This window comes from Winogradskyella aurantiaca (assembly GCF_003362725.1).
In the GTDB taxonomy this organism is placed as follows: domain Bacteria; phylum Bacteroidota; class Bacteroidia; order Flavobacteriales; family Flavobacteriaceae; genus Winogradskyella_A; species Winogradskyella_A aurantiaca.
The window spans coordinates 34,094-60,981 of record NZ_QKTV01000008.1; the positions used below are offsets into that span (position 1 = coordinate 34,094).

Sequence of the window (26,888 nt, forward strand, 5' to 3'; positions counted from 1 at the left end):
TCTATTTGAAAGCCTCCTGGACTTTATTTCTCTTCTTTTTATTGTTGACCTTATCAGTGTCTGCGCAGACAGGTACGCTAAGAGGAGTTATTCTAGATGAAAACAATCAACCCATTCCAGACGTTAATGTTAGTTATGGTGCTGATAAAGGAACAACTAGTAACGAAAATGGCTTTTACACCATCAAAATACCTGCTGACACGGATGTTACATTAGTATTTTCACACCTTACCTTCAAACGTCTTGAAGCCACTTTCAATCTAAAAAATGGTCAGGAGTTGGAATTTAATCCAGTGCTAAATCTGGATACGGTTCAAATGTCTGAAGTGGTTATTAATACCAATACGAGACAACAGGTAGATGGAATTGTCAGCATTTCACCAGAAACTATCAGAACTATAAAAGGAGCCCAACCTGGTATTGAAAACATTTTAAAGACTTTACCTGGAGTTAACATCTCCAATGAGCTTAGCACACAGTACTCGGTGCGAGGTGGTAATTTTGATGAAAACCTGGTGTATGTCAATGAGATAGAAGTCTACCGTCCGTTCCTGATCCGTTCTGGTAATCAGGAAGGATTGAGTTTTGTAAATCCTGACATGGTACAAAATGTCGATTTTTCAGCAGGTGGATTTCAAGCTAAATATGGAGATAAACTTTCGTCAACATTAGACATTACTTATAAGAATCCTCTGAATTTTGGTGTCCGGGCCGATCTAAGTCTGTTAGGCGCCAGTCTTGCTGTTGAAGGTATTACCAAGGATTCTAAATTCTCATACATTATTGGGGCTCGCTACAGAGATAATAGCCTCTTGTTAAACAGTCTTGAAACTGAAGGCATCGTAGAACCGGTTTTTGTCGACGTACAATCCTACCTTACTTACCGATTTTCAGACAAGTTTCATTTGAGTTTTTTAGGAACCTTATCCTCTAACCAGTATAATTTTAAACCTCGCAATAGACAGACTAATTTTGGCACCATACAGGACCCAATAGCACTTTTAGTGGTTTATGATGGTCAGGAACAAGATGAATACAACACCGCATTTGGGGCTTTTAAAGGACATTATTTCCTTAACTCCAAGACCAACTTAAAGCTGATTGCCTCTGCATTTCATACCACAGAACAGGAATACTTTGATATTTTGGCCAGATACCGCTTAGGAGAAGTGAATAACAATATTGGAGATGAAAATTTAGGGGAAGTTGAATTCAGCGAAGGCATAGGCTCCCAATTAAACCATGCGCGTAACAATCTAGATGCCCTTATTATCAATGTGGAACATCGTGGGGATACCAAACCAGATGACAACAGCACCATCGAATGGTCTGTTAAATACACCCATGAAGACATAAGAGATCGACTGGTTGAATGGGAAGTTATTGATTCGGCAGGATTCTCTATTAGACCGCCTATTGCAGGCCAAAGCAATCAACAGCCTTACGAACCTTTTACCGGGCCCATAGTACCGTTTCAGAGTATTAGGGCTCTAAACAATGTACAGATCAATCGTCTTCAGGCCTTTGCTCAATATTCCAAAAACACCACCTGGGGTGATAACGAAGTGTTTTATAATCTGGGGATCCGTGCACACAATTGGACCGTCTCTGGAGAAAACATTAGCAGTGTCTCACAGACTACTATCAGTCCCAGAGGGCAATTGGCTATCAAGCCCAATTGGAAATCAGACATGCTATTTCGTGTGGCCGGCGGGCTCTATTCCCAGCCACCGTTTTACAGAGAACTAAGAGATTCAACCGGAACTGTACGACCTGAGGTGAAGGCACAACAGTCGTTTCATGTGGTCCTGGGTCATGAATACAGCTTCGAAATGTGGGATCGTCCTTTTAAACTGGTCACTGAGGCCTACTACAAAGGGATGTGGGATGTTAATCCTTACACCATAGAAAATGTACGTATCCGCTACCGTGCCCGCAACAATGCTGTGGCCTATGCTTATGGATTGGATATGCGACTCAACGGGGAATTTGTTCCTGGTACCGAATCGTGGTTTAGTTTTGGCTATTTAAAGACCGAAGAGAACATTGATAATCGGGGTTACATTGCACGACCCACAGACCAACGTTTAAAATTTGGAGTTCTGTTTCAGGATTACATGCCTAATATTCCCGATCTTAAAGTATATCTCAATTTGGTATATAATACGGGAGTACCTGGTGGTTCACCCAGCTATGCCGACCCATATAATTTCCAGTTCCGTTTACCGGACTATAGACGTGCAGATGTTGGTTTCAATTATGTACTGGTAGATCAAAACAGAACATATAAGGCACGGTGGAAGTCGGCTTTTAAATATCTGTCTTTAGGAGCGGAGATCTATAATATTTTCGATAATCAGAATTCCATTACCAATACCTGGGTACGCGACGTTTATACCAAAGTACAGTATGCCATACCCAACTTTTTAACTCCTAGGGTCTTTAACGTACGACTTTCAGCGCGCTTCTAAGCATTAAGAAAATCAGAAATTACCTGAACAGTAGTTTCAATCTCGTCTTTAGTATTGAATTTGCTAAAGGAAAACCGCAAGGACGGATTTTGCAGTTCAGCCTCGGACAAGATGGCTTCCAGTACGTGTGATTGTCCAACACTACCACTTTGGCAAGCAGAGCCCTTGGAACAAGCAATACCTTTAAGGTCTAACTGAAACTGGAGTAAACTAGCTCTATCGGCACCAATAGGCAGACGCACATTAACCAACGTATAGGTACTCTCATCCAGGTTAGAAGACAAGCCATTGAATTGAATGTCCGGAACCTGCACTCTAAGGCTGTCAATAAAATGTCTTTTTAAACTCAATATATAATCACGTTCGGTTTCCAGTTCGGCATAAGATAATTCCAGGGCCTTATCCATGCCCGCAATATTATGGATGGATTCTGTACCCGCACGAACACCTCGTTCTTGTTCGCCGCCAAGAATGGATGCTCTTAAACCAGAATGCTTACGTGCATAACAAAACCCAACACCTTTAGGTCCATGGAATTTATGGGCACTCGCCGCAAAAAAATCCACAGGCACGGCTTCCATATCTACTTTAAAATGTCCTACTGATTGTACCATATCGCTATGAAACAGGGCGTCATGCGTCTTGCACAATTCAGCTACGGCCTGAAGTGGCAGGATATTCCCAATTTCGTTATTAATATGCATCAGGGACACCAAAGTCTTTTTCCCATCGATTAATAAATCTTCCAAATGAGTTAGATCCACTTGCCCCTTGTCATTAAGGTTAACAAAGACAAGGTCTATTTGATATTCACTAGCGAGTGCCTCAGCAGTATGTAGAACAGCGTGGTGTTCTATTTTGGAGGTTATAATACGTACCACGTCTAAATCCCTTACCGCACTCCTCATAGCCAGATTATCAGCCTCAGTGCCACCTGAAGTAAAAATAATCTCAGAGGCCTGTGCATTAAAATAAGAGGCAATGGTCTTACGGCATTGTTCCAGAATGGCTTTAGCAGACCGCCCAAAACTGTGGGTGGAGGAGGCATTACCAAAGGTATCTGATAATACCCTGGTCATAGTTTCCACTACTTCTGGGCGAATTTGCGTCGTGGCAGCATTGTCTAAATAGATAGGATTCATACCGCAAAATTAGAAGAATTATAATTATTTCCAGCCTATAACGTTTTAAGACTGCAATTAGCTATTTTTGCCCAATAAGGAAACAGTTTTATGAAGCGATTATTTGGTTTTGCCATAGTACTATTGGGCCTTGTAGCCTGCTCAGACGGGGATGTAATTACCAATCAATTAATTTTTAGTGGGGAGTTAGAACGTTGTGACAATTTTGTTGATGAGTTCTTAATCTATGATATCAATCAAGATCCAGCAGAAGCATTAATATTCATAATTCCAAGAACTGAATTTAATGAGCGCTTATTTGACTCAGTGATTTCAGAAGATGACCCAGTGGTCTTCCCTATTAATGAAAATGAAAGACGGTTTTTGTATCGGACCTATAACAGCGATCCAGATTTATGTGCCATCGTTGATGATGGTAGTGTTGTTGTTACTGCCGACTATGAAGCAGGTTCAGGTGAAGTTGAACTATCCACCTCACTCATAAGTTTTGATGATGATGGGATTCCTACAGAAACTGAAGATCTAAACTTAGACGGAGATAACGATCCCTCCACAAACCCGACGGACACTGATGAAGATGGCATTCCCGACTATTTAGACCAGGATGACGATGGCGATAATGTTCCAACAGCCTTAGAAGATGATAATGCAGATGGGGATAACAATCCAGCCACCAACCCACGGAATACTGATGGTGATGAACTTCCTGATTATTTGGACCCAGATGATGATGGTGATAACACTCCAACAATTGAGGAGGATGAAAACAGGAACGGTAACTTATTTGATGACTTTGATGAGGAATCACAAAATATCAATACGCCGCGTTTTCTGGATGAGGAAGCCAGTGAAAGTTTTGAGCCCGCTCCTGATAATTTTAATAACTATACGGAACAATACACCACAAAGTTTATTGCTGTGGACATCAGTTTACAAGTTATTAGCTACCAACGTGCCACCTTCGGAACCTACATTACCAGTATAATTATTTCCAATAGCGAGGAGGATTAAGACTCCTTATATATCCTCACTTCTGTAGCTCCATAGCCGTAAGTTCTAAAATCGGCATCGTAGAATTTGATGTGATCATATCGGCGCAATAAAGTGTACAATTCCATTTTTAAGACCCCCTCACCCACACCGTGGATAAACACCATGCGCTGCATGTTCTTTTTAATGGCAAAATCCAATTGCTTGCGAGCGGTATCTAGCTGTAGATTTAGCATATCATAATTAGTCATGCCCTTAGTGGAGTCCACCAACTTCTCAATATGTAAATCCACGGAGAAGATATTTTCTGTGCGCTTTTTAGGAGTTTTAGGAACGGTCTTGCGTTTCTTTTCCCCAAGTTCTTTGTGCAGTCGAGCTTTGGTAACATCGTCCCAATCAATTTTCGCATGAATCTGAGACTCAGGGATTTTAATCAAATCCACCTCTTGAAACTCCATTACAAAACCATCAGAGTCTTCTAGCTGAACCGTGCTACCATTTAGAGATAACACCTTCCCTCGGATGTTATCATCCAAAGTTTCCACCCAATCTCCAGCTTTAAACTTGCTCATCTGTTTCTTGATCTTCCTCGTTGCTCATATTCTTAGGTGGAATTCGGCGCGAGGTGAAGTAGATACCTGCCATAAGCATAAATAAACCAAGGATCAATAAATACTGATTAGGCTCAGAAAGGCTTTGCTCGTAAAGGGCCAAAATACCACCGACCAGAATCAAAATGTAGCTGAAATTTCTTTTAAGCGCTCGCATACTGCAAAATTAAGAGAATCCTTAAAAGATAAAATGATGTTTCTTAAATTAGATTATTTTTGTTTTATGCACAGTTCCACCGCCCATATAGAAGAACACATGCTCCCGTGTTTATGGAAACAAAACTTTGGTTTTGAGTGCTTTGGCTGTGGTTTTCAACGCTCACTTGCCCTAGTATTTCAGGGAGAATTTTTAGCTGCTTTTCAGATGTATCCAGCCATTTATACCTTGATTTTAATGTTTGCCATTCTGGCTCTGCACCTGAAGCTAAATTTTAAGTTTGGACACAAGATTTTACTGGGCTTATTTATTCTTAATATTCTTATTATTGTAATCAGTTATTTTATAAAACACTTTTAATCCACTTATTATGGAAAAACAAAGACTACCAAATGACACCCTAATTTTGGTAATGGGTATACTCTCAATTATCGGTTGCTGCTGTTACGGGCTCCCAGGTACCATTTTTGGTATCGTTGCCGTTATTTTAGGAACCAAGGCTACCAAACTCTACAAAGCCGAACCTGAAAAGTACGATGGCTATGGTAATGTACAGGCAGGTAAAATTATGGGGGTCATTGGTATTGTATTGAGTATCCTGTTTATAATATATATTGTATGGATCATTGCTGCCATCGGTGTGGAAGCACTTCAGGATCCAGAACTGCTTCAAGAGAAACTCTTAGAAATGCAAGGACAATAGCATCAACAAAAAAGCGACCAATTGGTCGCTTTTTTTATACTTCAAATTCTGCCAGGGTTTTAGTGATGATGCTCACACAATCCAACAGCTGATCTTCGGTCATCACCAGCGGTGGTGCAAATCGTATAATATTTCCATGGGTAGGCTTGGCTAGCAAACCATTGTCACGTAGTTTTAAACAAATATTCCATGCGGTATCAGAATCTTCATGATCATTTATTACGATGGCATTTAATAAGCCTTTTCCTCTTACGCTGGAAACAATAGAACTGGTCTTAATATACTTGTTCATTTCAGCTCTAAACACCTTGCCAAGATAATCGGCGTTATCTGCCAATTGCTCATCTTTTACCACTTCTAAGGCAGCAATGGCCACTGCCGCTGCAATGGGATTACCACCAAAGGTACTTCCATGGTTTCCAGGTTGGATGACGTTCATAATCTCGTTACTCGCCATAACGGCAGATACCGGATACAAACCACCACTTAAGGCTTTGCCTAAAACCAAAATATCTGGTTTTACATCAGGGGTACCTGAACAATCTTTATCGGCACAAGTACAATTACCACAGGTAGCTAACAAGCGCCCTGTTCTGGCAATACCTGTTTGCACCTCATCAGCAATAAACAAGACATTGTACTGCTCACAAAGAGCCTTGGCTTTAATCAGATAATCCTCACTGGGTACATATACTCCAGCCTCCCCTTGAATAGGTTCTACCAGAAATCCCGCAATGTTAGGATTGCTACTCAAAACTGCTTCTAAAGCTTCAAGATTATCGTATTCTACTTTAATAAATCCATTGGTGTAAGGCCCAAAATTCTTTCTAGCCACAGGATCGTTAGAAAACGAAATAATGGTGGTGGTACGTCCGTGGAAATTGTTATTACAAACCACAATTTCTGCCTTGTTAAGGTCAATACCCTTAACCTCATAAGCCCATTTACGGCACAGTTTCAAGGCGGTTTCTACCGCCTCAGCACCAGAATTCATGGGTAGCATCTTATCAAACTTAAAATACTCCGTAGCGTATTTCTCGTAACGCCCAAGCATATCATTATAAAATGCTCGAGAGGTCAGCGTCAAACGCTGTGCCTGCTCAGTCATAGCATTCACTATTTTTGGGTGACAATGCCCCTGGTTAAGTGACGAATACGCCGATAAAAAATCATAATATTTTTTTCCTTCTACATCCCATACAAAAACGCCTTCTCCCTTACTTAATACAACAGGCAGCGGATGGTAATTTTGTGCACCGTACTTGTTTTCAAGTGCCATTGCCTCCTGAGAGGAAATGTGATCTAAAACAGCCATAGCTATAGTTTTTTAAAACAAACAAAAATCGATTCCTGCTTAAGCAAATTGCCAGGTTTACAAGGAGAGAAATCATCCAAACTTAAGGCTGTGCAAATTACTAAATCTATCAGGAATTTGAAGAGTAATCCTGCCAATTATTCTATTTTTGCGCCATGTCAAGACGAAACAAACGAAAACTATTTAAGGAGGTGGAAGTTATAGACGCTGGGGCCAAAGGTAAATCGGTAGCCAGAGCTGAGGATGGCCGCGTGATCTTCCTTAATAATGCCGTTCCGGGGGATGTCGTGGACATTCAAACTTACAAACAGCGCAAAGCTTATTATGAAGGTAAGGCTGTACATTTTCACAAATATTCCAGCAAACGCACCGATCCCAAATGCGCTTATTTTGGTACCTGTGGAGGTTGTAAATGGCAGCATATGGATTATGCTTCACAGTTGGAATACAAGGAGAAAGAAGTGGTTAACAACCTAACACGTCTTGGTCATATAGAATTACCTGAGGTCACCCCCATTCTGGGATCAGAAGCTCAGTATTATTACCGCAATAAGATGGAATTCTCGTTTAGCGATAGTCGTTGGTTAACAGAAGAAGAGATCAATTCAAAAGATCCTATTGGTAACCGCAACGCCATAGGTTTTCACATTCCCGGCATGTGGGATAAGATCATCGACATCGAACATTGCTGGTTACAAAAAGACCCCTCCAATGCTATAAGAAATGCTGTTAGAACCTTTGCTACCGAGCAAGGCATGGCCTTTTTTAATACCCGTAATAAGACTGGTTTGCTTCGTACCTTGATGATTCGTACCAGTAGTACCGGAGAGTTAATGGTGCTAATTCAATTCTTTGAAAATGATGTTGAGGCTATTGAAAGCCTAATGAATTTTCTAAAGACTAGTTTCCCTGAGATCACTGCCCTACTCTATGTTGTTAATAACAAGGCTAACGATACGCTCTACGATCAGAATATTATTTGTTATGCGGGACGCGATTATATTTTTGAGGAAATGGAAGGTCTGAAGTTTAAGATCAATGCTAAGTCCTTTTACCAAACCAATTCTGAGCAGGCCTACGAATTGTACAAAATCACACGTGACTTTGCAGGTCTTAGCGGTAACGAGCTAGTTTACGATTTGTATACCGGGACTGGGACCATTGCACAGTTTGTATCCAGAAAGGCCAAATTTGTGGTGGGTGTTGAAGCCGTTCCCGATGCTATTTCAGCGGCCAAAGAGAATGCACAATTAAACGGTATCGACAACGTTTCGTTTTATGTAGGGGATATGAAACAAGTGTTTAACGATGCCTTTATTGCCGAACATGGGCAACCAGAAGTGGTGATCACAGATCCACCGCGTGATGGAATGCATAAAGATGTGGTGCAGCAATTGCTGAAGCTCAATCCCGAAAAGATTGTTTATGTAAGCTGTAACTCCGCCACACAGGCCCGTGACCTGGAATTAATGAAGGATCAGTATAAAGTAGTTAAAGTGCAACCAGTGGATATGTTTCCACAGACGCATCATGTAGAAAATGTTGTATTATTGGAAAAAATTTGAGGCCCTGACAACCAAATGAAATCCTTAAAACACATTCTATTCCTTTTTATCGCCGCAATGTTGTTGTCGGATTGCGAGCGCGACGATATTTGCTCAGAATTTACCCCTACTACTCCACGCTTGCTGATTGAGTTTTATGACATTGCCAACCAAGAGGAACTCAAGTTTGCACCGCAATTATCGGTGTATGGTAATGACCCAGCTTTTGACCCTCCAACAAACGAAGATAATTCCAGTGCCATACTTAGAGAACCCTTTGAAACATCTCGGGTTTTTAATGTGAGTGTTAATGAGGTAAAACCACCACTTATTGTGGGACCCGAAGTAGGTCCTGATGGTGAACCAGTAACAACAACCACCAGCTATGCCTTTGAACGCCGTACAGATTTGCGTCTAGACAATGATGACGAGACCAGTTCTAATGTGGACATTGTCAATTTCACTTATGTAACTGAATACGTGTATGTGTCCAGAGCCTGTGGCTACAAAAGTATATTTAAGAATTTACGTGTAGAAATAGTGGACGATGGTGACAATTGGATCCTTGGATTCCGATTTCCGGATAACAACATCACCGATAATATTATAGTAGAGAATGAAGATGCGACCCATATTGATCTTTTGCATTAGCCTGTTCTGGCTTGTTGGAACTATGACGGGGGCATCTCAGGAAGAAGTCACACTTAAAGATTCCACCATCTACAAACAAAAGTATGGCCTGCGTCTGGGAACCGATATTGGAAAACTCATCCGTACTGCTGTAGATAAAAACTACTCGGGTTTTGAGATCATTGGAGACTTTAGGATTACCAAAAAGCTTTACATCGCTGGGGAACTAGGAATTGAAGAACGTACCATTTCTGACAATGCCCTTAATGCCACTTCACAAGGATCATTTTTAAAAGCTGGGGTGGACTATAACATGTACCAGAACTGGTTGGATATGGATAACCTTATCTTTGTAGGATTTCGTGTTGGTGGAAGTTCTTTTAATCAAACCCTTAATGCCTACAGTATTTACAACGTTAATAACAGTTACTGGGATAATGAAGTCATCGTAGACGATCCACAAGAATTTTCAGGCCTCAATGCGCTTTGGCTAGAAATGGTGTTTGGTATCAAGGCTGAACTGGTTAAGAATTTGTATATGGGCATCAACGTCCAACTAAAAGGCCTTATTACCGAGAAATCACCGGATAATTTTGAAAACCTCTGGATACCGGGCTTTAACAAGACCTTTGATAGTGGTCCTTTGGGCTGGGGCTTTGGTTATACCCTCTCTTACCGCATACCAGTCTTTAAAAAGGACAAGGTAGTCTACGAGGAATAATCTTAATCACAAAGATTTTTGTAGATTAGAAGCTATGGAAACAGCCGCCATTGCAGAACTACTCGACCAATCCTATAGCAATTATGTGAATTTTGTAAAAACCTCAGACGACGGTTTTTGGGAGTTTGCCCCTGAGGGCAAATGGACTACTGGGCAGCATACCAAGCACCTATTGCAAAGTACCAAACCCTTGAATCTGGCCTTAAGCCTACCCAAATTCATATTGTCCTGGAAATATGGAAAATCCAACCGGGAGGTGCGGCCTTATGAACAAGTGGTAAAACGCTATCAAGAACGTCTGGAACAGAGCAAAGGCCTGGTCTACAAAGGCTCACAAAACATGGGGATACCAGCGCTTAGCGAAAAACAATACCTACTAGATCGCTTACTGGTAGAAGAAAAAAAGCTATCCTATAAAACCACCCATTTGTCTGATAGCTTCCTGGACAAGAACATCCTACCCCACCCCTTAATGGGCAAGATGCCTATTAGAGAGCTCATCATGTGGTCTGCTTACCATGTGGACCACCATCTTAAGATCTTAAAAGACTTCCAGCAGCAATACCTAGAGACGGCCCAAAGCTGATAATTATCATAGGCTATTTATACTAAATTCATGACATTAGGATACTAAATCCTTTTGTTATGAGAGCGTTTAAAACTTGTTTGGGGCTAATAACCTTGATTCTCTTTGGCTGCGTGAGCACCCAGTCTGTGATGTACGATTACGATCTTTCTGTTGATTTTGATAGCTACTCCACTTATGTCTTGTGTAGCGACGATATGATGGTGATCCACCTGGACCACCCCAAGATTGATAATGAAGAGGCACGCCAATTGGTGGGTGACGCCATAGGTAATGCCATGGAGGTCAGAGGCCACAGGACTAATGTATTTGAGCCGCAATTACAGGCGGGCTTTAGAATTGCCATTAACGAGGAAACAGCCAAATTTAATAATTGCGAACATTCAGACGAATTGGAATACTGGGAAAGCTGTGAGATTCATAAAGAAACTTACAACCAGGAGACTCTGATTGCCTATGTTGCTAATTTTAAAACCAATACCGTGCTCTGGCAGGCCTCCATGCCATGTGATCTGAAGAAAAACAAGGCCCAAGTTAAAAGCTATACAGTCGACCTGATAAACCAGTTGTTTGAAACCTACCCTAAAAGCAAGGTGGTACAATAGGTCTTTTGTTAGAATTAAATTCTTGATTTTAGCATTGTAGTTTGTCTTATAAATCCCGTTTTTATTTGGTTATATTCGTAGCATTAGAATACACGTTAATCATCAATACAATTAATCAAAAGCACTCAAGAACTGTATGGAACAATCAAAATCTGATTTAGAAGTTTACTTTAGAAATAACGATGGACGTTTGATCCACAAGTGGAATCACTATTTCGATGTTTATGAGCGTCATTTCAGCCGTTTTAGAAATAAAGAAATTAACATTTTGGAAATTGAGGTATCACATGGAGGTAGTCTTCAAATGTGGAAAAACTACTTTGGAGATAAGGCCAAGATTTATGGCATTGATGTCAACCCTAAATGCCAGGATCTGGAAGAGGAAAATATAAAGATATTCATTGGCTCGCAGTCTGACCGTAAGTTTTTAAGGCAGGTTAAGGCTCAAATTCCTAAAGTGGATATTTTTATCGACGATGGCGGTCATACTATGAAGCAACAAATTGTCTCCTATGAGGAACTTTTTGATCATGTCAAGGACGATGGGGTCTATTTGTGTGAAGACTTGCACACGTCTTATTTAAGCAGATGGGGAGGTGGTCATAAACGCCGTAGCTCATTTATAGAATACAGTAAGAATTTCATCGATTTTATTCATGCGTTTCATTCCAAGCAGCGCTCGCTAAAGGTAAATTCATTTACCAAATCTGTGGATTCACTGCATTATTATGACAGTATCCTGGTAGTTGAGAAAAAGCCACGTGAAGCTCCGTTTCATGAACAAACAGGGACCCCCTCTTTTTAATCTAGTAACGAAATTAAACTGCAACTAACTAAAATCAATATTTTCTAATGGGCTTAAAGAGTAAAGTAAAGGAGTGGCTAGTGCAACGGCAGCTTCCAATTCAAGAATATAAACCCAAGAAAAAGGGCATACCTCCACGACTTTTGGAAATTAAATCGGCATGGATAGGTCTAGAGGCCATCATAGAAGACATTCTTGAGCAATTTGATATTAATCGCGATAGTTGTATTGAGTTTGGAGTTGAATTTGGCTATTCATCAGTGGTGTTTTCTAACTATTTTAAAAATGTCACTGGTGTGGATATTTTTTGTGGAGATATTCATACGCTTCACAAGGAAGATCATTATGAAACCACTAAAGAGAATTTAAAAGACTACAGTAACATCACCCTCCATAAATCGGATTATAAAGACTGGATTGTAAAGGATACCAAGCAGTACGACTTTGCGCATGTAGATATTATACATAATTATAAAGAGACTTATGAGTGTGGCTTATGGGCGGTTGAACATAGTAAATGCTGCATCTTTCACGATACCAATAGCTTTCCAGAAGTGAGAAAAGCAGTGATTGATATTGCGAAAGACACCGGGAAAAGCCTCTATAACTACCCCTATCATTACGGTTTGGGGATTATTGTTTAAACTACTTTTACCCCTGTCATGGTATAAGAATCTATAACCACATGAGAACATACTTTCACTGCTATGCCACCGCTAATGATATGCCTTCCTTTGCTACAGATTTAAAAAATCTAAAGCGCTTAAAGGAGCAGGATCCAGGTGTGGACGCGGTGCAGTTGTTCGTTGCCATTAGTGAAGTTAATCCTGTTGGTGAACATGATCATAACTTTATAGATCGTGTAAAACAATTGTTTGCAAACCATCCCTTCATTAAACTCTGTAGCATTTTTCATAAGTCCAATGTGGGGAGAGATTTTAGTTCCTTTAATCATATGTTAGACAAAGTGACCCCACTAGCAGCATCGGATGATTACGTTTTTTTCCAAAACAGAAGTGGGCATGGCCCTTACCTTAAGAATTGGTACCAAGGATTTATCAACCAATTTGAACGATTCGATAAAGTGGCCATCTGTGGTAGCACAATTAATTTCTATGACCTTCATTTAAGAAGCGACAGTAATGATCTACCTCATGTGCAGACTTATGCATTTTTATCCAGTATGCACTATCTAAATCAATTAGAGAGTGGTTTTCCGGGGAGCGAAGAAACAGAAAAAGAAAATATTATTACTAAAGGGGAGATTGCACTGAGTCAGCAATTTATGGATTTAAAATTCAAGCTAACCTGTATGGAATGGCCTCATTTGGTCATTGACAAGCAATCGAAACCGCCAACTTCGCGCGATGTTAAATCCATTGTTAAGCAAAAACACGCCTTTTACCACCGTAATTATTTTAAACCTAGTAAAATTCTAAAACGATTTCTGGGAATTGGTCAATACAAGATCAACTAGTATAAAACTAACCTATGTGTTTTTCTTAGCCTTTTTACTGCCTTCGTACATCTCGTATTTAACGAAGCGAGATTCCAGTTTGGCATTAAATAGTTTGATTTTCCTGGAAGGGCGCAATCCTACATGCTTCAAAGCTTCCAGATTCGAGGTAATCAACCAGGCTTCGGTTCCAGGATAACCATGTTTCAACGTAGTACCCAGGTCCCCATAGAATTTTTCAAGGTCCAATAATTCCAAACGTTCCCCATAAGGCGGGTTGAATACCATGGTGAGTTTGCCTTCAGTATTCTTTTTAGTTTTAAAAAAGTCCTCATGGGCTATTTTAACAAAATCCTCCAGATGGGCATTCTTAATATTGGCCTTTGCCTTACGTACTGCTGACGGGGATTTATCATAACCAATAATCTCGTGATGAAATTCGCGGGTCTTTTTTAAAAGGGACTCTTCAATGGTCTCAAACAGATCCACATCCCAATCCTGCCAGCGTTCAAAAGCGAACTCCTTACGCATTAAATTGGGTGGTATGTTACAAGCGATCATGGCAGCTTCGGCCAAAATGGTGCCACTACCGCACATGGGGTCCATGAAGTCGGTTTGTCCATCCCAACCACTCATAAGAATCATTCCCGCCGCTAAAACCTCATTAATAGGTGCAATATTAGTAGCTGTTTTATAACCACGTTGGTGCAAGGACTGTCCTGAGGTATCCAATGACAGGGTACAGCGGCTTCTGTCGATGTGCACATTGACCCGAAGATCTGGGAATTTTAAATCCACATTGGGACGTATACCATCCAATTCTCTATAGCGGTCCACAATGGCGTCCTTAACTTTTAAGGCAACATACTTAGAATGGGTAAATACCTGAGAATGTACTGTAGCATCAATAGCCAAGGTGCCTTCTGCCTTTAAATAGCGCTCCCACTTAAAGCGCCTCACCTGATTGTAAAGATCTGTTTCATTGGTAACATGGAAGCTCTTAATAGGTTTAAGAATCTTGATGGCTGTACGCAAGCCTAAATTGGCTTTATACATAAAACCTTTGTCACCTTCAAATGAGACACTGCGTACTCCTTCCTTGACATTTATGGCACCCATATTGCGTAATTCGCGGGCAAGAATGGGTTCAAACCCATAAAGGGTCTTGGCAAGCATACTGAAATTATTCTCCATGAGCAGCGTCTAAGTGGATGCAAAAATAATTTATTTTTGCTGCCTGTAAGCCTTTGTGCTTAAATCTAATAATTAGTGTTGATGACCCATTCGGCAAAAACGCATTGGTATGCGTCCTGGTTTGACACCCCGTTTTATCACATCCTATACAAGGACAGGGATTATGACGAGGCACAGTCGTTTATGGATAAACTTACCAACTATCTTAATTTACCTAAAAATGGGTCTATTTTAGATTTGGCCTGCGGTAAAGGCAGGCACTCCATTTACCTAAACAAACTTGGGTATCAGGTGACAGGTGTGGACCTCTCTGAACAAAGCATCGCTCACGCCAAACAGTTTGAAAATGAATCTCTTAATTTCGAGGTTCATGACATGAGCCGCCCTTATCCAAATACCTTTGATGCTGTTTTTAATTTATTCACCAGTTTTGGATACTTTGAGGATGAGACCTGCAATTTAAAAACCATCCAGGCCATTCGTCAAGAGTTGAACCCTTATGGTTTTGGGGTGATTGATTTTATGAATGTTGCCTACGTTGAAGCACATTTAGTGGCAGAAAACACCAAAACGGTGGAGGGTATTGATTTTCGGTTGAAGCGTAAAATTGAAAACAAACACATTATTAAGGATATTGCATTTACTCAAGAAGGGCAAGACTATGAATTTCAGGAACGTGTTAAAGCCTTCACTCTAGAAGATTTTGAACAATTGTTTGAGCAAGCAGGGGTACATTTACTAGATGTCTTTGGTGATTATAATCTTGGAAAATTTCACCCCCAACATTCCGAACGTTTAATTATGATCTTTAAATAAAGCACATGGAATTTGTACTTCCTTTTTTTGCTGTTTTAGTAGGTGCCGGAATTGCCTTGGTCATTAATGATCATAAATCGTCTACCATACGCTTGTTACTGTCTTTTAGCGGCTCCTTTTTATTGGCCATGAGTTTGTTTTCCCTATTGCCAGAGGTATACGAGCATATGAATGCCAAAAAAACAGGAGTGCTTATTATGTGCGGCATCCTATTACAAATCATTCTAGAATTTTTCTCAAAAGGTGCAGAACACGGACATATGCATTTTAGCAAATCCCAGCACCGCTTCCCTTTTGTACTTTTTATTAGTCTGGCACTGCACTCATTTTTAGAAGGTTTTCCCATTCATCACCACGACAGCATGCTTTATGGAGTGCTCATTCATAAAATACCTATTGCCATACTACTTACAAGTTACTTTTTAAAGACCAAGTTATCACGCCTTAAGATTACAATGTTTATTATGCTCTTTGCTTTAATGACACCGCTCGGGGCCTGGAGCAGTGCCGTATTACCCCTAGAACCTGAAACCATATATGCTACCAATGCATTAGTTATTGGAATTTTTCTGCACATTTCAACAACTATAATTTTTGAATCTGGTGACGGGCATTCGTTTAACTTGTCAAAACTTATCGCCATTGTTGCCGGAATAGCAGTAGCCTATTTTATATAATGTTTAGTAAAGAAGAAAGTAGACTCTTACGCCAGGAATTCTGGACCAGTTTTGGAAAATCGTTCCCAAGAAAATGGATCTTGTATAACACCAAAATTAAGGGTCTTTCATTTAAATTTTATTTCGATACTAAGAAAGCCTATGTGACACTGGATCTGGAGGACGATCTTGAAAACCGCATCAACTGCTGGGAAAAATTGCTAGCCTTAAAAAGTATTCTTCTCAATGATTTTCTTCCAGACGCCATCTTTGAAGAAAGCTTCTATCTGGATAATGGTAAGGAAATATCACGCATATATATACCCCTGGAAGCCAAAGTTTCCATTCATAATAAGAATTCATGGCATCAGGTAATGAAATTCTTTAACACACACATGATGCTATTTGAAGCCTTTTTTCAAGAATACAGAGATATTATAAAGCCCTCTTAATAGTCTTATAGAAATTAAGGTAATAAGAGAATTATTTAATGTATCGCTATTTATTTCCCAATTAATTATTAATTGTTCATAAAAGGTGTATAATTATTACATTATCCGTAATTTTTTACCTTGTAGTGCCCTGTTATTTCTATATATTAGCTTCATCCATTGATTAATTAATAGCAAATGAAAACAGGGTCAATCTCGCTTTGGAGCTTTAGTTCCTTCCTCTTTTTTGGTTTTTTTCTTCTCATAGGTTTATTAAATGTCTGGTATGTAAGCGTCTTATTTGGTGTCTTGTACATGCTTTTTGCCCTAGTATACCTACCAGGATTTGATACCGCTGTTAGCCGAATATTACATCTCAATGTGCCTCGCGGTTTGAAATATCTGGTAGCGCTTCTTGTTTTATGGGGGACACTAGCCGTTGGCGATCTTATGGAATTATTTGAGACTTGGATGTTGCACTCCTAGTTCAGCTTCAAGAAAAAAGACTATTTTTAACTATCAGAGTGTCAGCACAAAGGCTGATACCTGTCTATGATTATGAAGAAATGGTTAAAAATTGTACTCATTGTAGTTGTTGTTTTATTTGGACTTTTAAAGTTAACTGAGTGGTTTCTGGAAACCAAGTTCCAGGCCCTTATCAATAAGAACCCAGACAGGGCTTACGACATTACTTATGCCGATTTTGATTTGCACACTCTTTTTAAAGGCATTACTCTGGATGAGGTAAAAATTACTCCACTGACAAAAAAGACTACTGGTGTCATAGTTAACGGATCTGTTGATTATGCGGAGCTCAGTGGTTTTAAGTGGAGCAGGTTCGTTTTCAGCAAATCGGTTTCTATCGATGAACTAAAATTTGTTTCCCCAACCTTTGATCTCGCTATCTATGCAGACTCTACCAAAAAAACTAAAGGTCAAAGTATGCAAGGGCTGTTTAGTGATATTCTCTCAAGGTTAGACCTAGACCAGTTTCAGATCAAAGACGGATCGGTTCTTATGAAAGAAGGTGACTCCACCCTTATCGGCGAATTGAGCCGAATCAATATTGTGGCTAGTGAAATTGAAACGGATTCGGTTCAGTTAACACATATTATACCATTTAAGCTTGGTAATCTCGAGGTGGAATTGGATTCTGCCTACTATCAGATCAATCCTTACACAGAGGCCAAATTAGGCTTTATTGATTACAGCATGACCAATGAGAGCATTATCTTAAAAGATGTCTCACTTCATTATTATAAAGACTGGGTAGCTATTAGTGAAGAACGAGGTTTACAGGATGACGTCATGGAATTTGCCTTAGACTCGCTATGTATTTCTAATATGAACTTTTCATCTAGTTTTTGGTCAGACCTGGACATTGAGGCAGAGCGCATGCATATCGATGGACTCATGTTGAGTATGAAACGAAATAAAAACCTCCCCAGACCACCGGACGTTGAAAAACCGTTGTTTAAGGGGATTGTAGATAAGATTCCCTTTAGGATTGATTTGGATTCCATTCTTATCAGCAATTCAACCATATTGTATGGAGAATTAAGTGTTAACAAGAAAAAAACGGGGGTTATAGAAATTACGGATGTCAATGGCGCCATTACACAGCTAACCACCTTTCCTGAGCGCAAGGAGGAATTCAAGGATTTTGATGCCAATTTTACGGCGAAATTAAATGGTGCAGGTGATATGAATATAGCACTAAATGTTCCTTATGATAGGGATTCTTTTAAACTGTATACTACGGTAGGGCCCATGGACATGACAGCGCTTAGTAGAAGCCTTGTACCACTTCTGGGAGTGGAAATTAAAGAAGGGCAAATGAAACATCTTGACTATAAAATGAATGCCTCTTTTTATGGTTCCAGCAACAGCCTAGTAATGGATTATGAAAATCTGCAATTAACAGTTTACAAGGAAAATGATGATGGTAGTAATAAAAAGGATGGCATGTTAAGTTCAATAGCCAATGCCGCAATTAAACATAACAACCTGCCTAATCAGAAACGCTACGAAACAGCTACTTACAATACCGAGCGCAACATTTACAGATCACCCTTTCAGCACATTGTAGCTGGAGTCTTGGATGGCACGCAGTATATCATTCCAGCAAAAAGTGTTAGAGCATTACTGGGTACCAACAACAACAACAACAAAAAAAAGAAAAAGAAAAAGAAATAACTACAGGACATAGAAATAGATCATCATAAAATGGCAGAAAGCGCCTCCCATGACAAACAAATGCCATATGACGTGATTAAAAGGTATTTTTTGTATCACATAAAACACAATTCCTACCGTGTAAAATAATCCACCAGCATACAACCAGGCAATACCTAAGGGATCCATGGCATTCGAAAGATTGGTGAAGTCAAAGACAATCAACCAACCCATTACCAGATATAAAAGGGTTGAAAAGATCTCGAATTTACCGGTAAAAAAGAGCTTTAATACCAATCCAAAAACCGCTATACCCCAGATAATCCAGAATAAAGTCCAGCCTAAAGAATCCGAAAGTAATAGTAGCAAAACCGGTGTGTAGGTACCGGCAATTAGCAGGTAAATACTGATGTGATCTACAATCCTGAAATAATGCTTACAGGCTTCTGAACGCACATAATGATACAGTGTTGATGCTGTAAACAGAATGACAAGTGACAGTCCGTAAACCATGACACTGAACAAGCCCCAACTTTGATCCACATCTACCTTTATACACATGACTATGAGTCCAAGGACTCCAAAAATTGCAGCAATTCCGTGAGTGAGGGCATTCCAACGCTCTTCTGTATTGGTTTGTTGACGCATTACTTATCTATCTCTTTTGGGGGTTGATATCTCCATTTATCGCTTAGATTGTAATAATCAATCTCATAAGCAGGTTCCTGACGTTCCAGAATCTCATTCTGAAATGCCCTAAGCAAAACATCCTCAATTAAGAAATCCTCTTTAACATTTATGGGATCATAAATAACCTTAAGAGAAAGATCAAAAATACTAGCAGTATTATTGTACCAGAAGGCCCGCCACCCATTGCGCAATTCTTTTATCAAGTCGAACGCTGTTTCACCGGTTTGTCGGTGAATTAATTTCAATAATATACGGCCCTCACTACGGGTAAGCTTCTTGAGTTCAGCTGAGAACTCCTGCTCAATGTACTTCTGGACACGCTTGGCATACTTCTTTTGATCGCGACGCTTATCTATAGATGATAATCGCTCCTTTAAGGTCACCAGTCGTTCAGCAGCTAATTTGGCATAAGGGTACACTTTTAGCGTGCGCCTTCTTAAAATGATGTAATTGCGACGGTCCTCATTGTTATCAAAACGCAGTTTTGGCAATACCAGGACTTCCCGTAATTCAATAGAGGTTATGGGAATGGAATCCCCTTCAATCAAATACACAAATTTAGTACTGTCCTTTTTAACAGGGTTTTCCTGAGCCCTTATACCTTGAGAAAATACAACAAGAATAAAGAAAAAATATAGGAAGTATTGCAGTTTAAAAACCTTCATAAATCGTCACCTGAACGGACGTTCAAAATTAAGAATTAATAGCTCCTTAAACCCTAAATTCCTGTGAATATTGTTAATTTAGGCAAAAATTAAAGACCTATGCCAGACACGAGTATTTTGAACGATTCTTCACTAGAATTTCTTGAAAAATATTTAAATAATGCTGCCCCAACAGGATACGAATGGGACGGCCAGAAACTATGGATGAACTATCTGACACCATACGTTGATGAATTTATTACCGATACCTATGGAACTGCAGTTGCAGTCATCAATCCAGAGGCCGATTATAAAGTGGTAATTGAAGGCCATGCCGATGAAATCTCATGGTATGTTAATTACATTTCAGACAAGGGATTGATCTACGTCATTAGAAATGGTGGTAGCGATCACCAGATTGCCCCGTCTAAAATTGTGAACATTCATACCAAAAAAGGTATTGTTAAAGGTGTCTTTGGATGGCCAGCCATTCATACCAGAAGTCGAGTTAAAGAAGAGCCACCAAAACCGGACAATATTTGTATAGACATTGGAGCCAAGGATAAAGAGGAAGTTGAAAATATGGGAGTCCATGTGGGCTGTGTGATCACCTATCCTGATGAGTTTCATGTCCTAAACGGTAATAAGTTTGTTTGCCGCGCTCTGGACAACAGAATGGGTGGCTTTATGATTGCTGAAGTGGCACGTTTACTGTATGAAAATGGAAAAAAGCTGCCTTTTGGATTGTACATCACCAATTCTGTTCAGGAAGAAATTGGGCTGCGTGGTGCCGAAATGATCACTGAAACTATAAAGCCTGATGTCGCCATTGTAACGGACGTGACCCATGACACCACTACTCCAATGATTGATCCTAAAAAACAAGGATTGGCAGAAATAGGAAAAGGCCCTGTGGTAGCCTATGCGCCAGCAGTACAACAACGTCTTCGTGATTTAATTACTGAAACCGCTGAAGAAAAGGAAATTCCGTTTCAACGAGCTGCACTTTCTAGAGCTACCGGAACCGATACAGATGCCTTTGCCTATAGCAATGGAGGCGTTGCTTCTGCCTTAATTTCATTACCACTGAGATACATGCACACTACTGTAGAGATGGTACAAAGAGATGATGTGGAAAATGTGATTAAACTGATTTACGAATCGCTACTGAAAATTAAGAGCGGAGATACTTTTAGTTACTTCGATTAAACCTATAAAACCTCAGATACTCGATGTCTGAGGTTTATTTTTTATGGACGAAATAATTGATATTATTACTGAACTTGGTGAGCCCACCGGCACTACTGCTTTAAAATCTGAGGCGCATAAAAATGGGTGGTATCACAATACAGTGCATTTATGGTTGTACACCAAATCTGGTGAGATACTTTTGCAACAGCGCAGTCACCTGAAGCAAATTCACCCAATGCTATGGGATGTCTCGGTAGCAGGGCATATTGATGCTGGCGAATCCTTTAAAGAAGCGGCTTTAAGGGAAGCCAAGGAAGAGATAGGTATTGATCTCAAGGAATCGCAATTAATTCATATTGGTGCCGAACTGCATAAAGGAGAATACAATAATGGCGCCATAAAAGATTATGAATTTCATCAAATGTTTGTTGCCGAATTCAACACTCCCTTGGCCTCACTGCTTATCAATACTGAAGAAGTGGAAGCCATTAAACTCGTTTCTATACCGGAGTTTAAAACTTTGTTGAATAACAGCAGAACCAACAGCCATTTTATACCCACCAACATACCCTATTACCAGTTTATCATTGGGCAAATTCAAAAAAGATTATTATGAGTTTATTTTGGATGGCTGTTGCACCGGTACTGGTAATTATCATCTATGTGTACATACAGGACCGTTATGATAAGGAGCCCCCAGCCCTTCTCATTGGAAGTTTTTTACTAGGGGCGGTACTAAGTGTCATCGTAGTTTTTGCGCTGTACTTCCTTACGGGTCATCTCACTGGTGTTACAGATGAGTACAGTATTTGGCAACAGTTTATACATGCCTTTATTGGGGTCGCCCTTGCAGAAGAGTTTAGCAAGTACATTGTTGTGCGCTATTATTCACAACCAAAAGCGGCTTTTGATGAACCTTATGATGGGATTATCTATGCTGTAATGGTATCTATGGGCTTCGCTTGTACTGAGAATATTTTATATGTATTAGAAGGTGGTTCCTCAACTGCCATTGTAAGAGCCTTTACAGCCGTTCCTGCCCATGCCACCTTTGGAGTACTTATGGGTTATTACATGGGTAAGGCTAAATTTTCCAAATCGCGATTGCGCCTCAATTTAACGGGCCTATTTTTAGCGGTATTATTTCATGGAGCCTATGATTTCTTTTTGTTCATCAACTTTATTCCGGGTATATCCATCGGTGCCTTTATATCGCTTATAGTAGGTGTGGCATTATCTAGAAAAGCCATAAAAGCACACCAGAAGAATTCAAATTTCAAGACCTAATAGAAGTGGTTTAAGATTCCTAAAACTCTTTAAAGAATTATGATTTATTTCATATTTTCAAGGACTTTTTACAGCTAATTTAGCATTCGTTTTAAAATAAATTCCTATGTATCAAATAAAGGTTAATGGTAATAAAGAGTTTACCATTAGTAAAGACAGTCTCCAGGATCTGGATGCTGTTAAAACCGAAGACTATCAATTTCACATTCTTCAAAACAATGCTTCGGTCAAGGCTCAAATTTTAGATTCCAATTTCAACCAAAAGTCGTACACCATCAAAGTCAATAATAATAGCTATGAGGTGGTGATAAAGGACGATCTGGATCAACTTATTGATCATATGGGCTTCTCTGTAGGAGCGCATAAACAGGTGAATGATATCAAAGCGCCAATGCCAGGTCTTATTCTTGAGATCAATGTTAAGGAAGGCCAGGAGGTTAAAGAGGATGATTCGCTATTGATTCTTGAAGCTATGAAAATGGAAAATGTGATTACCTCTCCTCGTGAGGGTATCATTAAATCTGTGAAGGTCAACGAGACTGACACCGTGGATAAAAACGCATTATTAATTGAATTTGAGTAAGATGAAAAAGATACTAGTTGCGAACCGTGGTGAGATTGCCATAAGAGTCATGCGAACCGCTAAACAAATGGGAATTAAAACAGTAGCCGTTTATTCTGAAGTAGACCGTCATGCCCCTCACGTGAAGTATGCTGGTGAAGCTGTTTGTATTGGTCCTGCTCCTTCTGCAGAATCTTACCTAAGAGGAGATAAAATTATTGAAGTAGCCAAAGCCATGGATGTGGATGGTATTCACCCAGGTTATGGCTTCTTAAGTGAGAACGCTGAGTTTGCAGAATTATGTGAGGCTAATGACATCACTTTTATAGGTCCGCGATCTAAAGCCATTCAGATGATGGGTGATAAATTAGCCGCCAAGGATGCCGTAAAGGATTACGACATTCCAATGGTACCTGGTGTAGATCATGCCATTACAGACCCTAAAGAGGCTATTTCTATAGCCAAGGAGATCGGCTTTCCTATCTTGATTAAAGCAGCCGCTGGTGGAGGTGGAAAGGGAATGCGCATCGTTGAAAAGGAGGCAGATTTAGAGTCACAGATGAGCCGAGCCATCAGTGAGGCCACATCGGCTTTTGGAGATGGTTCTGTATTTATTGAAAAGTACGTGACTTCCCCACGTCATATTGAGATTCAGGTGATGGCTGATATGCATGGTAATTACCTGCATTTTTTTGAACGCGAATGTTCCATTCAGCGTCGTCATCAAAAGGTAGTAGAAGAAGCGCCTTCAGCCATTCTAACACCAGAACTTCGCGAAAAAATGGGACAAGCTGCTATTAATGTAGCCAGGTCATGTGATTATATAGGTGCTGGCACGGTGGAATTTTTAATGGATGCCGACCATAACTTCTACTTTCTAGAAATGAACACCCGTTTACAGGTTGAGCATCCAGTCTCTGAGATCATCTCGGGAGTGGATCTTGTGGAACTTCAAATAAAGGTAGCACGTGGCGAAGTCCTCGATATAAAACAGGAAGATCTAAAGATTAACGGCCATGCATTGGAATTGCGCGTGTATGCTGAAGACCCCTTGAATGATTTCTTGCCAAGTGTTGGTAATCTGGAGGTCTACCAGCTACCGGTTGGTGAGCACGTTCGTGTTGATAATGGTTTTGAAGAGGGTATGGATATTCCTATTTATTATGATCCCATGTTATCAAAACTCATAACCTTTGGTAAAACCCGATCAGAGGCGATCGAATGGATGATCTACGCCATAGATAATTACCACGTCAAAGGAGTGCAAACCACCTTGCCTTTTGGTCGTTTCGTGTGTAAACATGAGGCCTTTAGATCTGGAAATTTTGATACGCATTTTGTCAAAGATTACTACTCGCCTAGTACTCTCGATGAAGCCAGTGAGGTTGAAGCTGAAATTGCCGCCAAGCTTGCTTTAAAGCAATATCTAGAAGACCAAAAATTATTACGTGTCCCTAATTAATCGTACCAATTAAATACAATTCAATGGAAACCAAAATAAACGAATTAAATAAAAAACTAGCCCTATCCAAATTAGGAGGTGGCGAAGCTCGGATTGAAAAGCAGCACCAAAAGAAGAAGCTAACGGCCCGTGAACGTGTCATGTACTTGTTGGACGAAGGCTCATTTGAAGAAATAGGTGCTTTGGTCACCCATAGAACCAAGGACTTTGGTATGGAAAAACAAAAGTTCTACGGTGATGGGGTGGTTACGGGGTACGGAACTGTTAATGGCCGATTGGTTTACGTCTTTGCTCAAGATTTTACAGTTTTTGGAGGATCACTTTCTGAAACTCATGCTGAAAAAATCTGTAAGATCATGGACATGGCAGTCAATGTAGGAGCTCCTATTATTGGACTTAATGATTCTGGGGGAGCACGTATCCAGGAAGGAGTGCGCTCTTTAGGAGGCTATGCCGATATTTTCTATCGCAATGTACAGGCGTCGGGAGTCATTCCACAGATTTCTGCCATTATGGGTCCTTGTGCTGGTGGTGCAGTCTACTCCCCTGCTATGACGGACTTTACCATCATGGTAGAAGATACCAGTTATATGTTTGTCACCGGACCCAATGTGGTAAAAACGGTCACCAACGAGGAAGTCACCAGTGAAGAATTAGGTGGTGCCAGTGTACATTCCACCAAGTCTGGAGTGGCACATAGAACCTCTTCCAATGATATTGAATGTCTGGAAGATGTGAAAAAGCTACTGAGTTATCTACCGCAGAGCAATCGTGAGATTTCTGAAGATTTGGAATTCCAATTGCAAGATGAACTACGTGTGGAGTTAGAAACCATTGTTCCAGACAATCCTAACAAACCTTACGATATGAAGGAGGTCATTGAAGGGATTATTGATACAGATTCGTTTTACGAAATCCATAAAGACTATGCCGAGAATATCATTGTTGGTTTTGCCCGATTAGGGGGTAAATCTATTGGTATCGTGGCCAACCAGCCCATGTTTTTAGCGGGAGTTCTTGATACCAACAGCTCTAAAAAAGCAGCCCGATTTGTGCGCTTCTGTGATGCCTTTAATATTCCGTTGTTGGTATTGGAAGATGTTCCAGGATTCTTACCAGGGACGGACCAAGAATGGAATGGGATCATCGTTCATGGGGCCAAACTGCTTTACGCTTTTAGTGAAGCCACAGTGCCTAGGGTGACGGTCATTACCAGAAAAGCTTATGGTGGAGCTTATGACGTTATGAATTCCAAGCATATTGGGGCCGATATGAATTTTGCCTGGCCAAGTGCTGAAATTGCAGTTATGGGAGCCAAAGGTGCTGCCGAGATTATTTTTAAACGCGAAATTGTCACAGCTGAAGATCCGGAAGCCAAGTGGAAAGAAAAAGAAGCGGAATATGCCGATCTATTTGCCAACCCATACAGTGCTGCCGAACGTGGCTATGTGGACGAGGTTATCCTCCCACAGGATACCCGAAGAAAGTTAATTAAGGCCTTTCATATGTTAGAAAATAAAGAGGTAGCTGAGCCTGACAGAAAGCACGGTAACATACCATTGTAGTTAGAATAAACTATTAGAGATTTTTACAATCGTCACATTGACCGGTTAACAACACATCAGCCGTTTCTATGTGGCGATTGTTTATTTGTGGCAATTCAATACTAACATCCAGGCATTCAACCTTCCCACACTCTTTACATTCAAAATGCGGGTGCACATCTTGATGATGATGACTGCTGCAATCATGGCATTTGGCATACCAGGTAAGTCCCTTAGCACCAGAGAAAGAATGAATTAGACCTTCATCTTCCAAACGGTCTAATACTCTATAAACGGTGGTCTTGTTCATCTCATCACTTAAACGCTCCACAAGGTCCACCACCGAGATGGCTTCATGACCATCACTAAAGTAAGAGAGAATTGTTGTTACCGATTTGGTTTTTCGTATGACCCCCATGCAACAAAATTAACGCAACTAAGTTGCATATTCAAATTTTAGTGTATTTTTGCAACTTAGTTGCATTAAATTGTAACAAGAT

General features: G+C 40.2%; 31 protein-coding genes. 23 read left to right on the forward strand and 8 right to left on the reverse strand.

Annotated elements, in window-relative coordinates; all coding sequences use genetic code 11:
* Positions 1-5 precede the first annotated feature (5 nt).
* Positions 6-2,471 (forward strand): TonB-dependent receptor, encoded by a 2,466-nt coding sequence (locus DN064_RS12510; protein ID WP_115463008.1) that lies wholly within the window; start codon positions 6-8, stop codon positions 2,469-2,471.
* Here DN064_RS12510 and DN064_RS12515 read toward each other — a convergent pair.
* Positions 2,468-3,613 (reverse strand): cysteine desulfurase family protein, encoded by a 1,146-nt coding sequence (locus DN064_RS12515; RefSeq protein WP_115463009.1) that lies wholly within the window; start codon positions 3,611-3,613, stop codon positions 2,468-2,470. The two genes, DN064_RS12510 and DN064_RS12515, sit on opposite strands and share 4 nt — an antisense overlap.
* 90 nt (positions 3,614-3,703) lie before the next feature.
* Here DN064_RS12515 and DN064_RS12520 point away from each other — a divergent pair, with 90 nt between their 5' ends.
* Positions 3,704-4,624 (forward strand): hypothetical protein, encoded by a 921-nt coding sequence (locus DN064_RS12520; protein ID WP_115463010.1) that lies wholly within the window; start codon positions 3,704-3,706, stop codon positions 4,622-4,624.
* Here DN064_RS12520 and DN064_RS12525 read toward each other — a convergent pair.
* Complete coding sequence (locus tag DN064_RS12525; RefSeq protein WP_115463011.1) at positions 4,621-5,175, reverse strand: Smr/MutS family protein; 555 nt, start codon at positions 5,173-5,175, stop codon at positions 4,621-4,623. The two genes, DN064_RS12520 and DN064_RS12525, sit on opposite strands and share 4 nt — an antisense overlap.
* Entirely contained in the window at positions 5,162-5,371 is a 210-nt protein-coding gene (locus DN064_RS12530) for a hypothetical protein (protein WP_115463012.1), read from the reverse strand. Before DN064_RS12530 ends, DN064_RS12525 begins: the two co-directional genes overlap by 14 nt.
* Positions 5,372-5,470: 99 nt before the next feature.
* Between DN064_RS12530 and DN064_RS12535 the strand changes: the two genes are divergently transcribed.
* Entirely contained in the window at positions 5,471-5,731 is a 261-nt protein-coding gene (locus tag DN064_RS12535; RefSeq protein WP_115463147.1) for a DUF2752 domain-containing protein, read from the forward strand.
* A gap of 10 nt (positions 5,732-5,741) precedes the next feature.
* Complete coding sequence (locus DN064_RS12540) at positions 5,742-6,074, forward strand: CCC motif membrane protein (RefSeq protein ID WP_115463013.1); 333 nt, start codon at positions 5,742-5,744, stop codon at positions 6,072-6,074.
* Positions 6,075-6,108: 34 nt separating this feature from the next.
* On the opposite strand, the gene rocD is transcribed toward DN064_RS12540, so the two are convergent.
* Positions 6,109-7,389 (reverse strand): ornithine--oxo-acid transaminase, encoded by a 1,281-nt coding sequence (gene rocD / locus DN064_RS12545; protein WP_115463014.1) that lies wholly within the window; start codon positions 7,387-7,389, stop codon positions 6,109-6,111.
* A 155-nt stretch (positions 7,390-7,544) separates the two neighbouring features.
* Here rocD and rlmD point away from each other — a divergent pair, with 155 nt between their 5' ends.
* The 8 genes from rlmD (at position 7,545) to DN064_RS12585 (ending at position 13,757) form a co-directional block, all read left to right on the forward strand.
* A complete protein-coding gene (gene rlmD, locus DN064_RS12550) occupies positions 7,545-8,954 on the forward strand; it encodes a 23S rRNA (uracil(1939)-C(5))-methyltransferase RlmD (protein ID WP_115463015.1) in 1,410 nt (469 codons plus the stop codon).
* Positions 8,955-8,969: 15 nt separating this feature from the next.
* Positions 8,970-9,584, forward strand: a complete 615-nt coding sequence (locus tag DN064_RS12555) for a hypothetical protein (RefSeq protein WP_115463016.1) — start codon at positions 8,970-8,972, stop codon at positions 9,582-9,584.
* A complete protein-coding gene (locus DN064_RS12560) occupies positions 9,550-10,284 on the forward strand; it encodes a DUF6048 family protein (RefSeq protein ID WP_232827493.1) in 735 nt (244 codons plus the stop codon). Before DN064_RS12555 ends, DN064_RS12560 begins: the two co-directional genes overlap by 35 nt.
* A gap of 34 nt (positions 10,285-10,318) precedes the next feature.
* Entirely contained in the window at positions 10,319-10,870 is a 552-nt protein-coding gene (locus DN064_RS12565; protein ID WP_115463018.1) for a DinB family protein, read from the forward strand.
* A gap of 59 nt (positions 10,871-10,929) precedes the next feature.
* Complete coding sequence (locus DN064_RS12570) at positions 10,930-11,475, forward strand: DUF4136 domain-containing protein (RefSeq protein ID WP_115463019.1); 546 nt, start codon at positions 10,930-10,932, stop codon at positions 11,473-11,475.
* Positions 11,476-11,611: 136 nt separating this feature from the next.
* Positions 11,612-12,280: a class I SAM-dependent methyltransferase gene (locus DN064_RS12575; protein WP_115463020.1), complete on the forward strand. Its 669-nt coding sequence runs from the start codon at positions 11,612-11,614 to the stop codon at positions 12,278-12,280.
* Positions 12,281-12,327: 47 nt separating this feature from the next.
* Complete coding sequence (locus DN064_RS12580) at positions 12,328-12,924, forward strand: class I SAM-dependent methyltransferase (RefSeq protein ID WP_115463021.1); 597 nt, start codon at positions 12,328-12,330, stop codon at positions 12,922-12,924.
* Positions 12,925-12,965: 41 nt separating this feature from the next.
* The gene (locus tag DN064_RS12585; RefSeq protein ID WP_115463022.1) at positions 12,966-13,757 is read left to right on the forward strand and encodes a hypothetical protein; all 792 of its coding nucleotides are present in this window, start codon (positions 12,966-12,968) and stop codon (positions 13,755-13,757) included.
* Positions 13,758-13,769: 12 nt separating this feature from the next.
* Here the strand turns inward: DN064_RS12585 and DN064_RS12590 are convergent, their stop codons facing one another.
* Positions 13,770-14,930 (reverse strand): THUMP domain-containing class I SAM-dependent RNA methyltransferase, encoded by a 1,161-nt coding sequence (locus DN064_RS12590; protein ID WP_115463023.1) that lies wholly within the window; start codon positions 14,928-14,930, stop codon positions 13,770-13,772.
* A gap of 81 nt (positions 14,931-15,011) precedes the next feature.
* On the opposite strand from DN064_RS12590, the gene DN064_RS12595 reads away from it, so the two are divergent.
* The 5 genes from DN064_RS12595 (at position 15,012) to DN064_RS12615 (ending at position 19,029) form a co-directional block, all read left to right on the forward strand.
* Complete coding sequence (locus tag DN064_RS12595) at positions 15,012-15,746, forward strand: class I SAM-dependent methyltransferase (RefSeq protein ID WP_115463024.1); 735 nt, start codon at positions 15,012-15,014, stop codon at positions 15,744-15,746.
* Positions 15,747-15,751: 5 nt separating this feature from the next.
* The gene (locus DN064_RS12600) at positions 15,752-16,423 is read left to right on the forward strand and encodes a ZIP family metal transporter (protein WP_115463025.1); all 672 of its coding nucleotides are present in this window, start codon (positions 15,752-15,754) and stop codon (positions 16,421-16,423) included.
* Positions 16,423-16,854, forward strand: a complete 432-nt coding sequence (locus DN064_RS12605; protein WP_115463026.1) for a DUF4268 domain-containing protein — start codon at positions 16,423-16,425, stop codon at positions 16,852-16,854. The genes DN064_RS12600 and DN064_RS12605 overlap by 1 nt, the downstream gene beginning before the upstream one ends.
* A 177-nt stretch (positions 16,855-17,031) precedes the next feature.
* Positions 17,032-17,319 (forward strand): hypothetical protein, encoded by a 288-nt coding sequence (locus DN064_RS12610; RefSeq protein WP_115463027.1) that lies wholly within the window; start codon positions 17,032-17,034, stop codon positions 17,317-17,319.
* 66 nt (positions 17,320-17,385) lie between these two features.
* Positions 17,386-19,029, forward strand: a complete 1,644-nt coding sequence (locus DN064_RS12615; protein ID WP_115463028.1) for an AsmA family protein — start codon at positions 17,386-17,388, stop codon at positions 19,027-19,029.
* Here the strand turns inward: DN064_RS12615 and trhA are convergent, their stop codons facing one another.
* Both trhA and DN064_RS12625 read right to left on the reverse strand, forming a co-directional pair.
* Complete coding sequence (trhA, locus tag DN064_RS12620; protein WP_115463029.1) at positions 19,030-19,656, reverse strand: PAQR family membrane homeostasis protein TrhA; 627 nt, start codon at positions 19,654-19,656, stop codon at positions 19,030-19,032.
* The gene (locus DN064_RS12625) at positions 19,656-20,363 is read right to left on the reverse strand and encodes a DUF4294 domain-containing protein (RefSeq protein ID WP_115463030.1); all 708 of its coding nucleotides are present in this window, start codon (positions 20,361-20,363) and stop codon (positions 19,656-19,658) included. Before DN064_RS12625 ends, trhA begins: the two co-directional genes overlap by 1 nt.
* A gap of 99 nt (positions 20,364-20,462) precedes the next feature.
* Here DN064_RS12625 and DN064_RS12630 point away from each other — a divergent pair, with 99 nt between their 5' ends.
* The 6 genes from DN064_RS12630 (at position 20,463) to DN064_RS12655 (ending at position 26,409) form a co-directional block, all read left to right on the forward strand.
* Positions 20,463-21,551, forward strand: coding sequence for a M42 family metallopeptidase (locus DN064_RS12630; RefSeq protein WP_115463031.1), 1,089 nt, complete (start codon positions 20,463-20,465; stop codon positions 21,549-21,551).
* Between the two features lie 43 nt (positions 21,552-21,594).
* Positions 21,595-22,149, forward strand: a complete 555-nt coding sequence (locus DN064_RS12635; protein WP_115463032.1) for an NUDIX hydrolase — start codon at positions 21,595-21,597, stop codon at positions 22,147-22,149.
* On the forward strand, positions 22,146-22,820 hold the full coding sequence (locus DN064_RS12640) for a PrsW family intramembrane metalloprotease (protein WP_115463033.1): 675 nt from the start codon (positions 22,146-22,148) through the stop codon (positions 22,818-22,820). The genes DN064_RS12635 and DN064_RS12640 overlap by 4 nt, the downstream gene beginning before the upstream one ends.
* Positions 22,821-22,926: 106 nt before the next feature.
* Positions 22,927-23,403, forward strand: a complete 477-nt coding sequence (locus tag DN064_RS12645) for an acetyl-CoA carboxylase biotin carboxyl carrier protein subunit (protein WP_115463034.1) — start codon at positions 22,927-22,929, stop codon at positions 23,401-23,403.
* A 1-nt stretch (position 23,404) separates the two neighbouring features.
* On the forward strand, positions 23,405-24,844 hold the full coding sequence (locus DN064_RS12650) for an acetyl-CoA carboxylase biotin carboxylase subunit (protein ID WP_115463035.1): 1,440 nt from the start codon (positions 23,405-23,407) through the stop codon (positions 24,842-24,844).
* A gap of 23 nt (positions 24,845-24,867) precedes the next feature.
* Positions 24,868-26,409, forward strand: coding sequence for an acyl-CoA carboxylase subunit beta (locus DN064_RS12655; RefSeq protein WP_115463036.1), 1,542 nt, complete (start codon positions 24,868-24,870; stop codon positions 26,407-26,409).
* Positions 26,410-26,422: 13 nt separating this feature from the next.
* Here DN064_RS12655 and DN064_RS12660 read toward each other — a convergent pair whose 3' ends face one another.
* The gene (locus DN064_RS12660) at positions 26,423-26,806 is read right to left on the reverse strand and encodes a Fur family transcriptional regulator (protein ID WP_115463037.1); all 384 of its coding nucleotides are present in this window, start codon (positions 26,804-26,806) and stop codon (positions 26,423-26,425) included.
* Positions 26,807-26,888: the final 82 nt, after the last annotated feature.

Coding starts and splice junctions, on each gene's coding strand:
- DN064_RS12515 (WP_115463009.1), bottom strand. CDS start 3,613: ATGAATCCTATCTATTTAGACAATGCTGCCACGACGCAAATTCGCCCA.
- DN064_RS12520 (WP_115463010.1), top strand. CDS start 3,704: ATGAAGCGATTATTTGGTTTTGCCATAGTACTATTGGGCCTTGTAGCC.
- DN064_RS12525 (WP_115463011.1), bottom strand. CDS start 5,175: ATGAGCAAGTTTAAAGCTGGAGATTGGGTGGAAACTTTGGATGATAAC.
- DN064_RS12530 (WP_115463012.1), bottom strand. CDS start 5,371: ATGCGAGCGCTTAAAAGAAATTTCAGCTACATTTTGATTCTGGTCGGT.
- DN064_RS12535 (WP_115463147.1), top strand. CDS start 5,471: ATGCTCCCGTGTTTATGGAAACAAAACTTTGGTTTTGAGTGCTTTGGC.
- DN064_RS12540 (WP_115463013.1), top strand. CDS start 5,742: ATGGAAAAACAAAGACTACCAAATGACACCCTAATTTTGGTAATGGGT.
- rocD (WP_115463014.1), bottom strand. CDS start 7,389: ATGGCTGTTTTAGATCACATTTCCTCTCAGGAGGCAATGGCACTTGAA.
- rlmD (WP_115463015.1), top strand. CDS start 7,545: ATGTCAAGACGAAACAAACGAAAACTATTTAAGGAGGTGGAAGTTATA.
- DN064_RS12555 (WP_115463016.1), top strand. CDS start 8,970: ATGAAATCCTTAAAACACATTCTATTCCTTTTTATCGCCGCAATGTTG.
- DN064_RS12560 (WP_232827493.1), top strand. CDS start 9,550: ATGAAGATGCGACCCATATTGATCTTTTGCATTAGCCTGTTCTGGCTT.
- DN064_RS12565 (WP_115463018.1), top strand. CDS start 10,319: ATGGAAACAGCCGCCATTGCAGAACTACTCGACCAATCCTATAGCAAT.
- DN064_RS12570 (WP_115463019.1), top strand. CDS start 10,930: ATGAGAGCGTTTAAAACTTGTTTGGGGCTAATAACCTTGATTCTCTTT.
- DN064_RS12575 (WP_115463020.1), top strand. CDS start 11,612: ATGGAACAATCAAAATCTGATTTAGAAGTTTACTTTAGAAATAACGAT.
- DN064_RS12580 (WP_115463021.1), top strand. CDS start 12,328: ATGGGCTTAAAGAGTAAAGTAAAGGAGTGGCTAGTGCAACGGCAGCTT.
- DN064_RS12585 (WP_115463022.1), top strand. CDS start 12,966: ATGAGAACATACTTTCACTGCTATGCCACCGCTAATGATATGCCTTCC.
- DN064_RS12590 (WP_115463023.1), bottom strand. CDS start 14,930: ATGGAGAATAATTTCAGTATGCTTGCCAAGACCCTTTATGGGTTTGAA.
- DN064_RS12595 (WP_115463024.1), top strand. CDS start 15,012: ATGACCCATTCGGCAAAAACGCATTGGTATGCGTCCTGGTTTGACACC.
- DN064_RS12600 (WP_115463025.1), top strand. CDS start 15,752: ATGGAATTTGTACTTCCTTTTTTTGCTGTTTTAGTAGGTGCCGGAATT.
- DN064_RS12605 (WP_115463026.1), top strand. CDS start 16,423: ATGTTTAGTAAAGAAGAAAGTAGACTCTTACGCCAGGAATTCTGGACC.
- DN064_RS12610 (WP_115463027.1), top strand. CDS start 17,032: ATGAAAACAGGGTCAATCTCGCTTTGGAGCTTTAGTTCCTTCCTCTTT.
- DN064_RS12615 (WP_115463028.1), top strand. CDS start 17,386: ATGATTATGAAGAAATGGTTAAAAATTGTACTCATTGTAGTTGTTGTT.
- trhA (WP_115463029.1), bottom strand. CDS start 19,656: ATGCGTCAACAAACCAATACAGAAGAGCGTTGGAATGCCCTCACTCAC.
- DN064_RS12625 (WP_115463030.1), bottom strand. CDS start 20,363: ATGAAGGTTTTTAAACTGCAATACTTCCTATATTTTTTCTTTATTCTT.
- DN064_RS12630 (WP_115463031.1), top strand. CDS start 20,463: ATGCCAGACACGAGTATTTTGAACGATTCTTCACTAGAATTTCTTGAA.
- DN064_RS12635 (WP_115463032.1), top strand. CDS start 21,595: ATGGACGAAATAATTGATATTATTACTGAACTTGGTGAGCCCACCGGC.
- DN064_RS12640 (WP_115463033.1), top strand. CDS start 22,146: ATGAGTTTATTTTGGATGGCTGTTGCACCGGTACTGGTAATTATCATC.
- DN064_RS12645 (WP_115463034.1), top strand. CDS start 22,927: ATGTATCAAATAAAGGTTAATGGTAATAAAGAGTTTACCATTAGTAAA.
- DN064_RS12650 (WP_115463035.1), top strand. CDS start 23,405: ATGAAAAAGATACTAGTTGCGAACCGTGGTGAGATTGCCATAAGAGTC.
- DN064_RS12655 (WP_115463036.1), top strand. CDS start 24,868: ATGGAAACCAAAATAAACGAATTAAATAAAAAACTAGCCCTATCCAAA.
- DN064_RS12660 (WP_115463037.1), bottom strand. CDS start 26,806: ATGGGGGTCATACGAAAAACCAAATCGGTAACAACAATTCTCTCTTAC.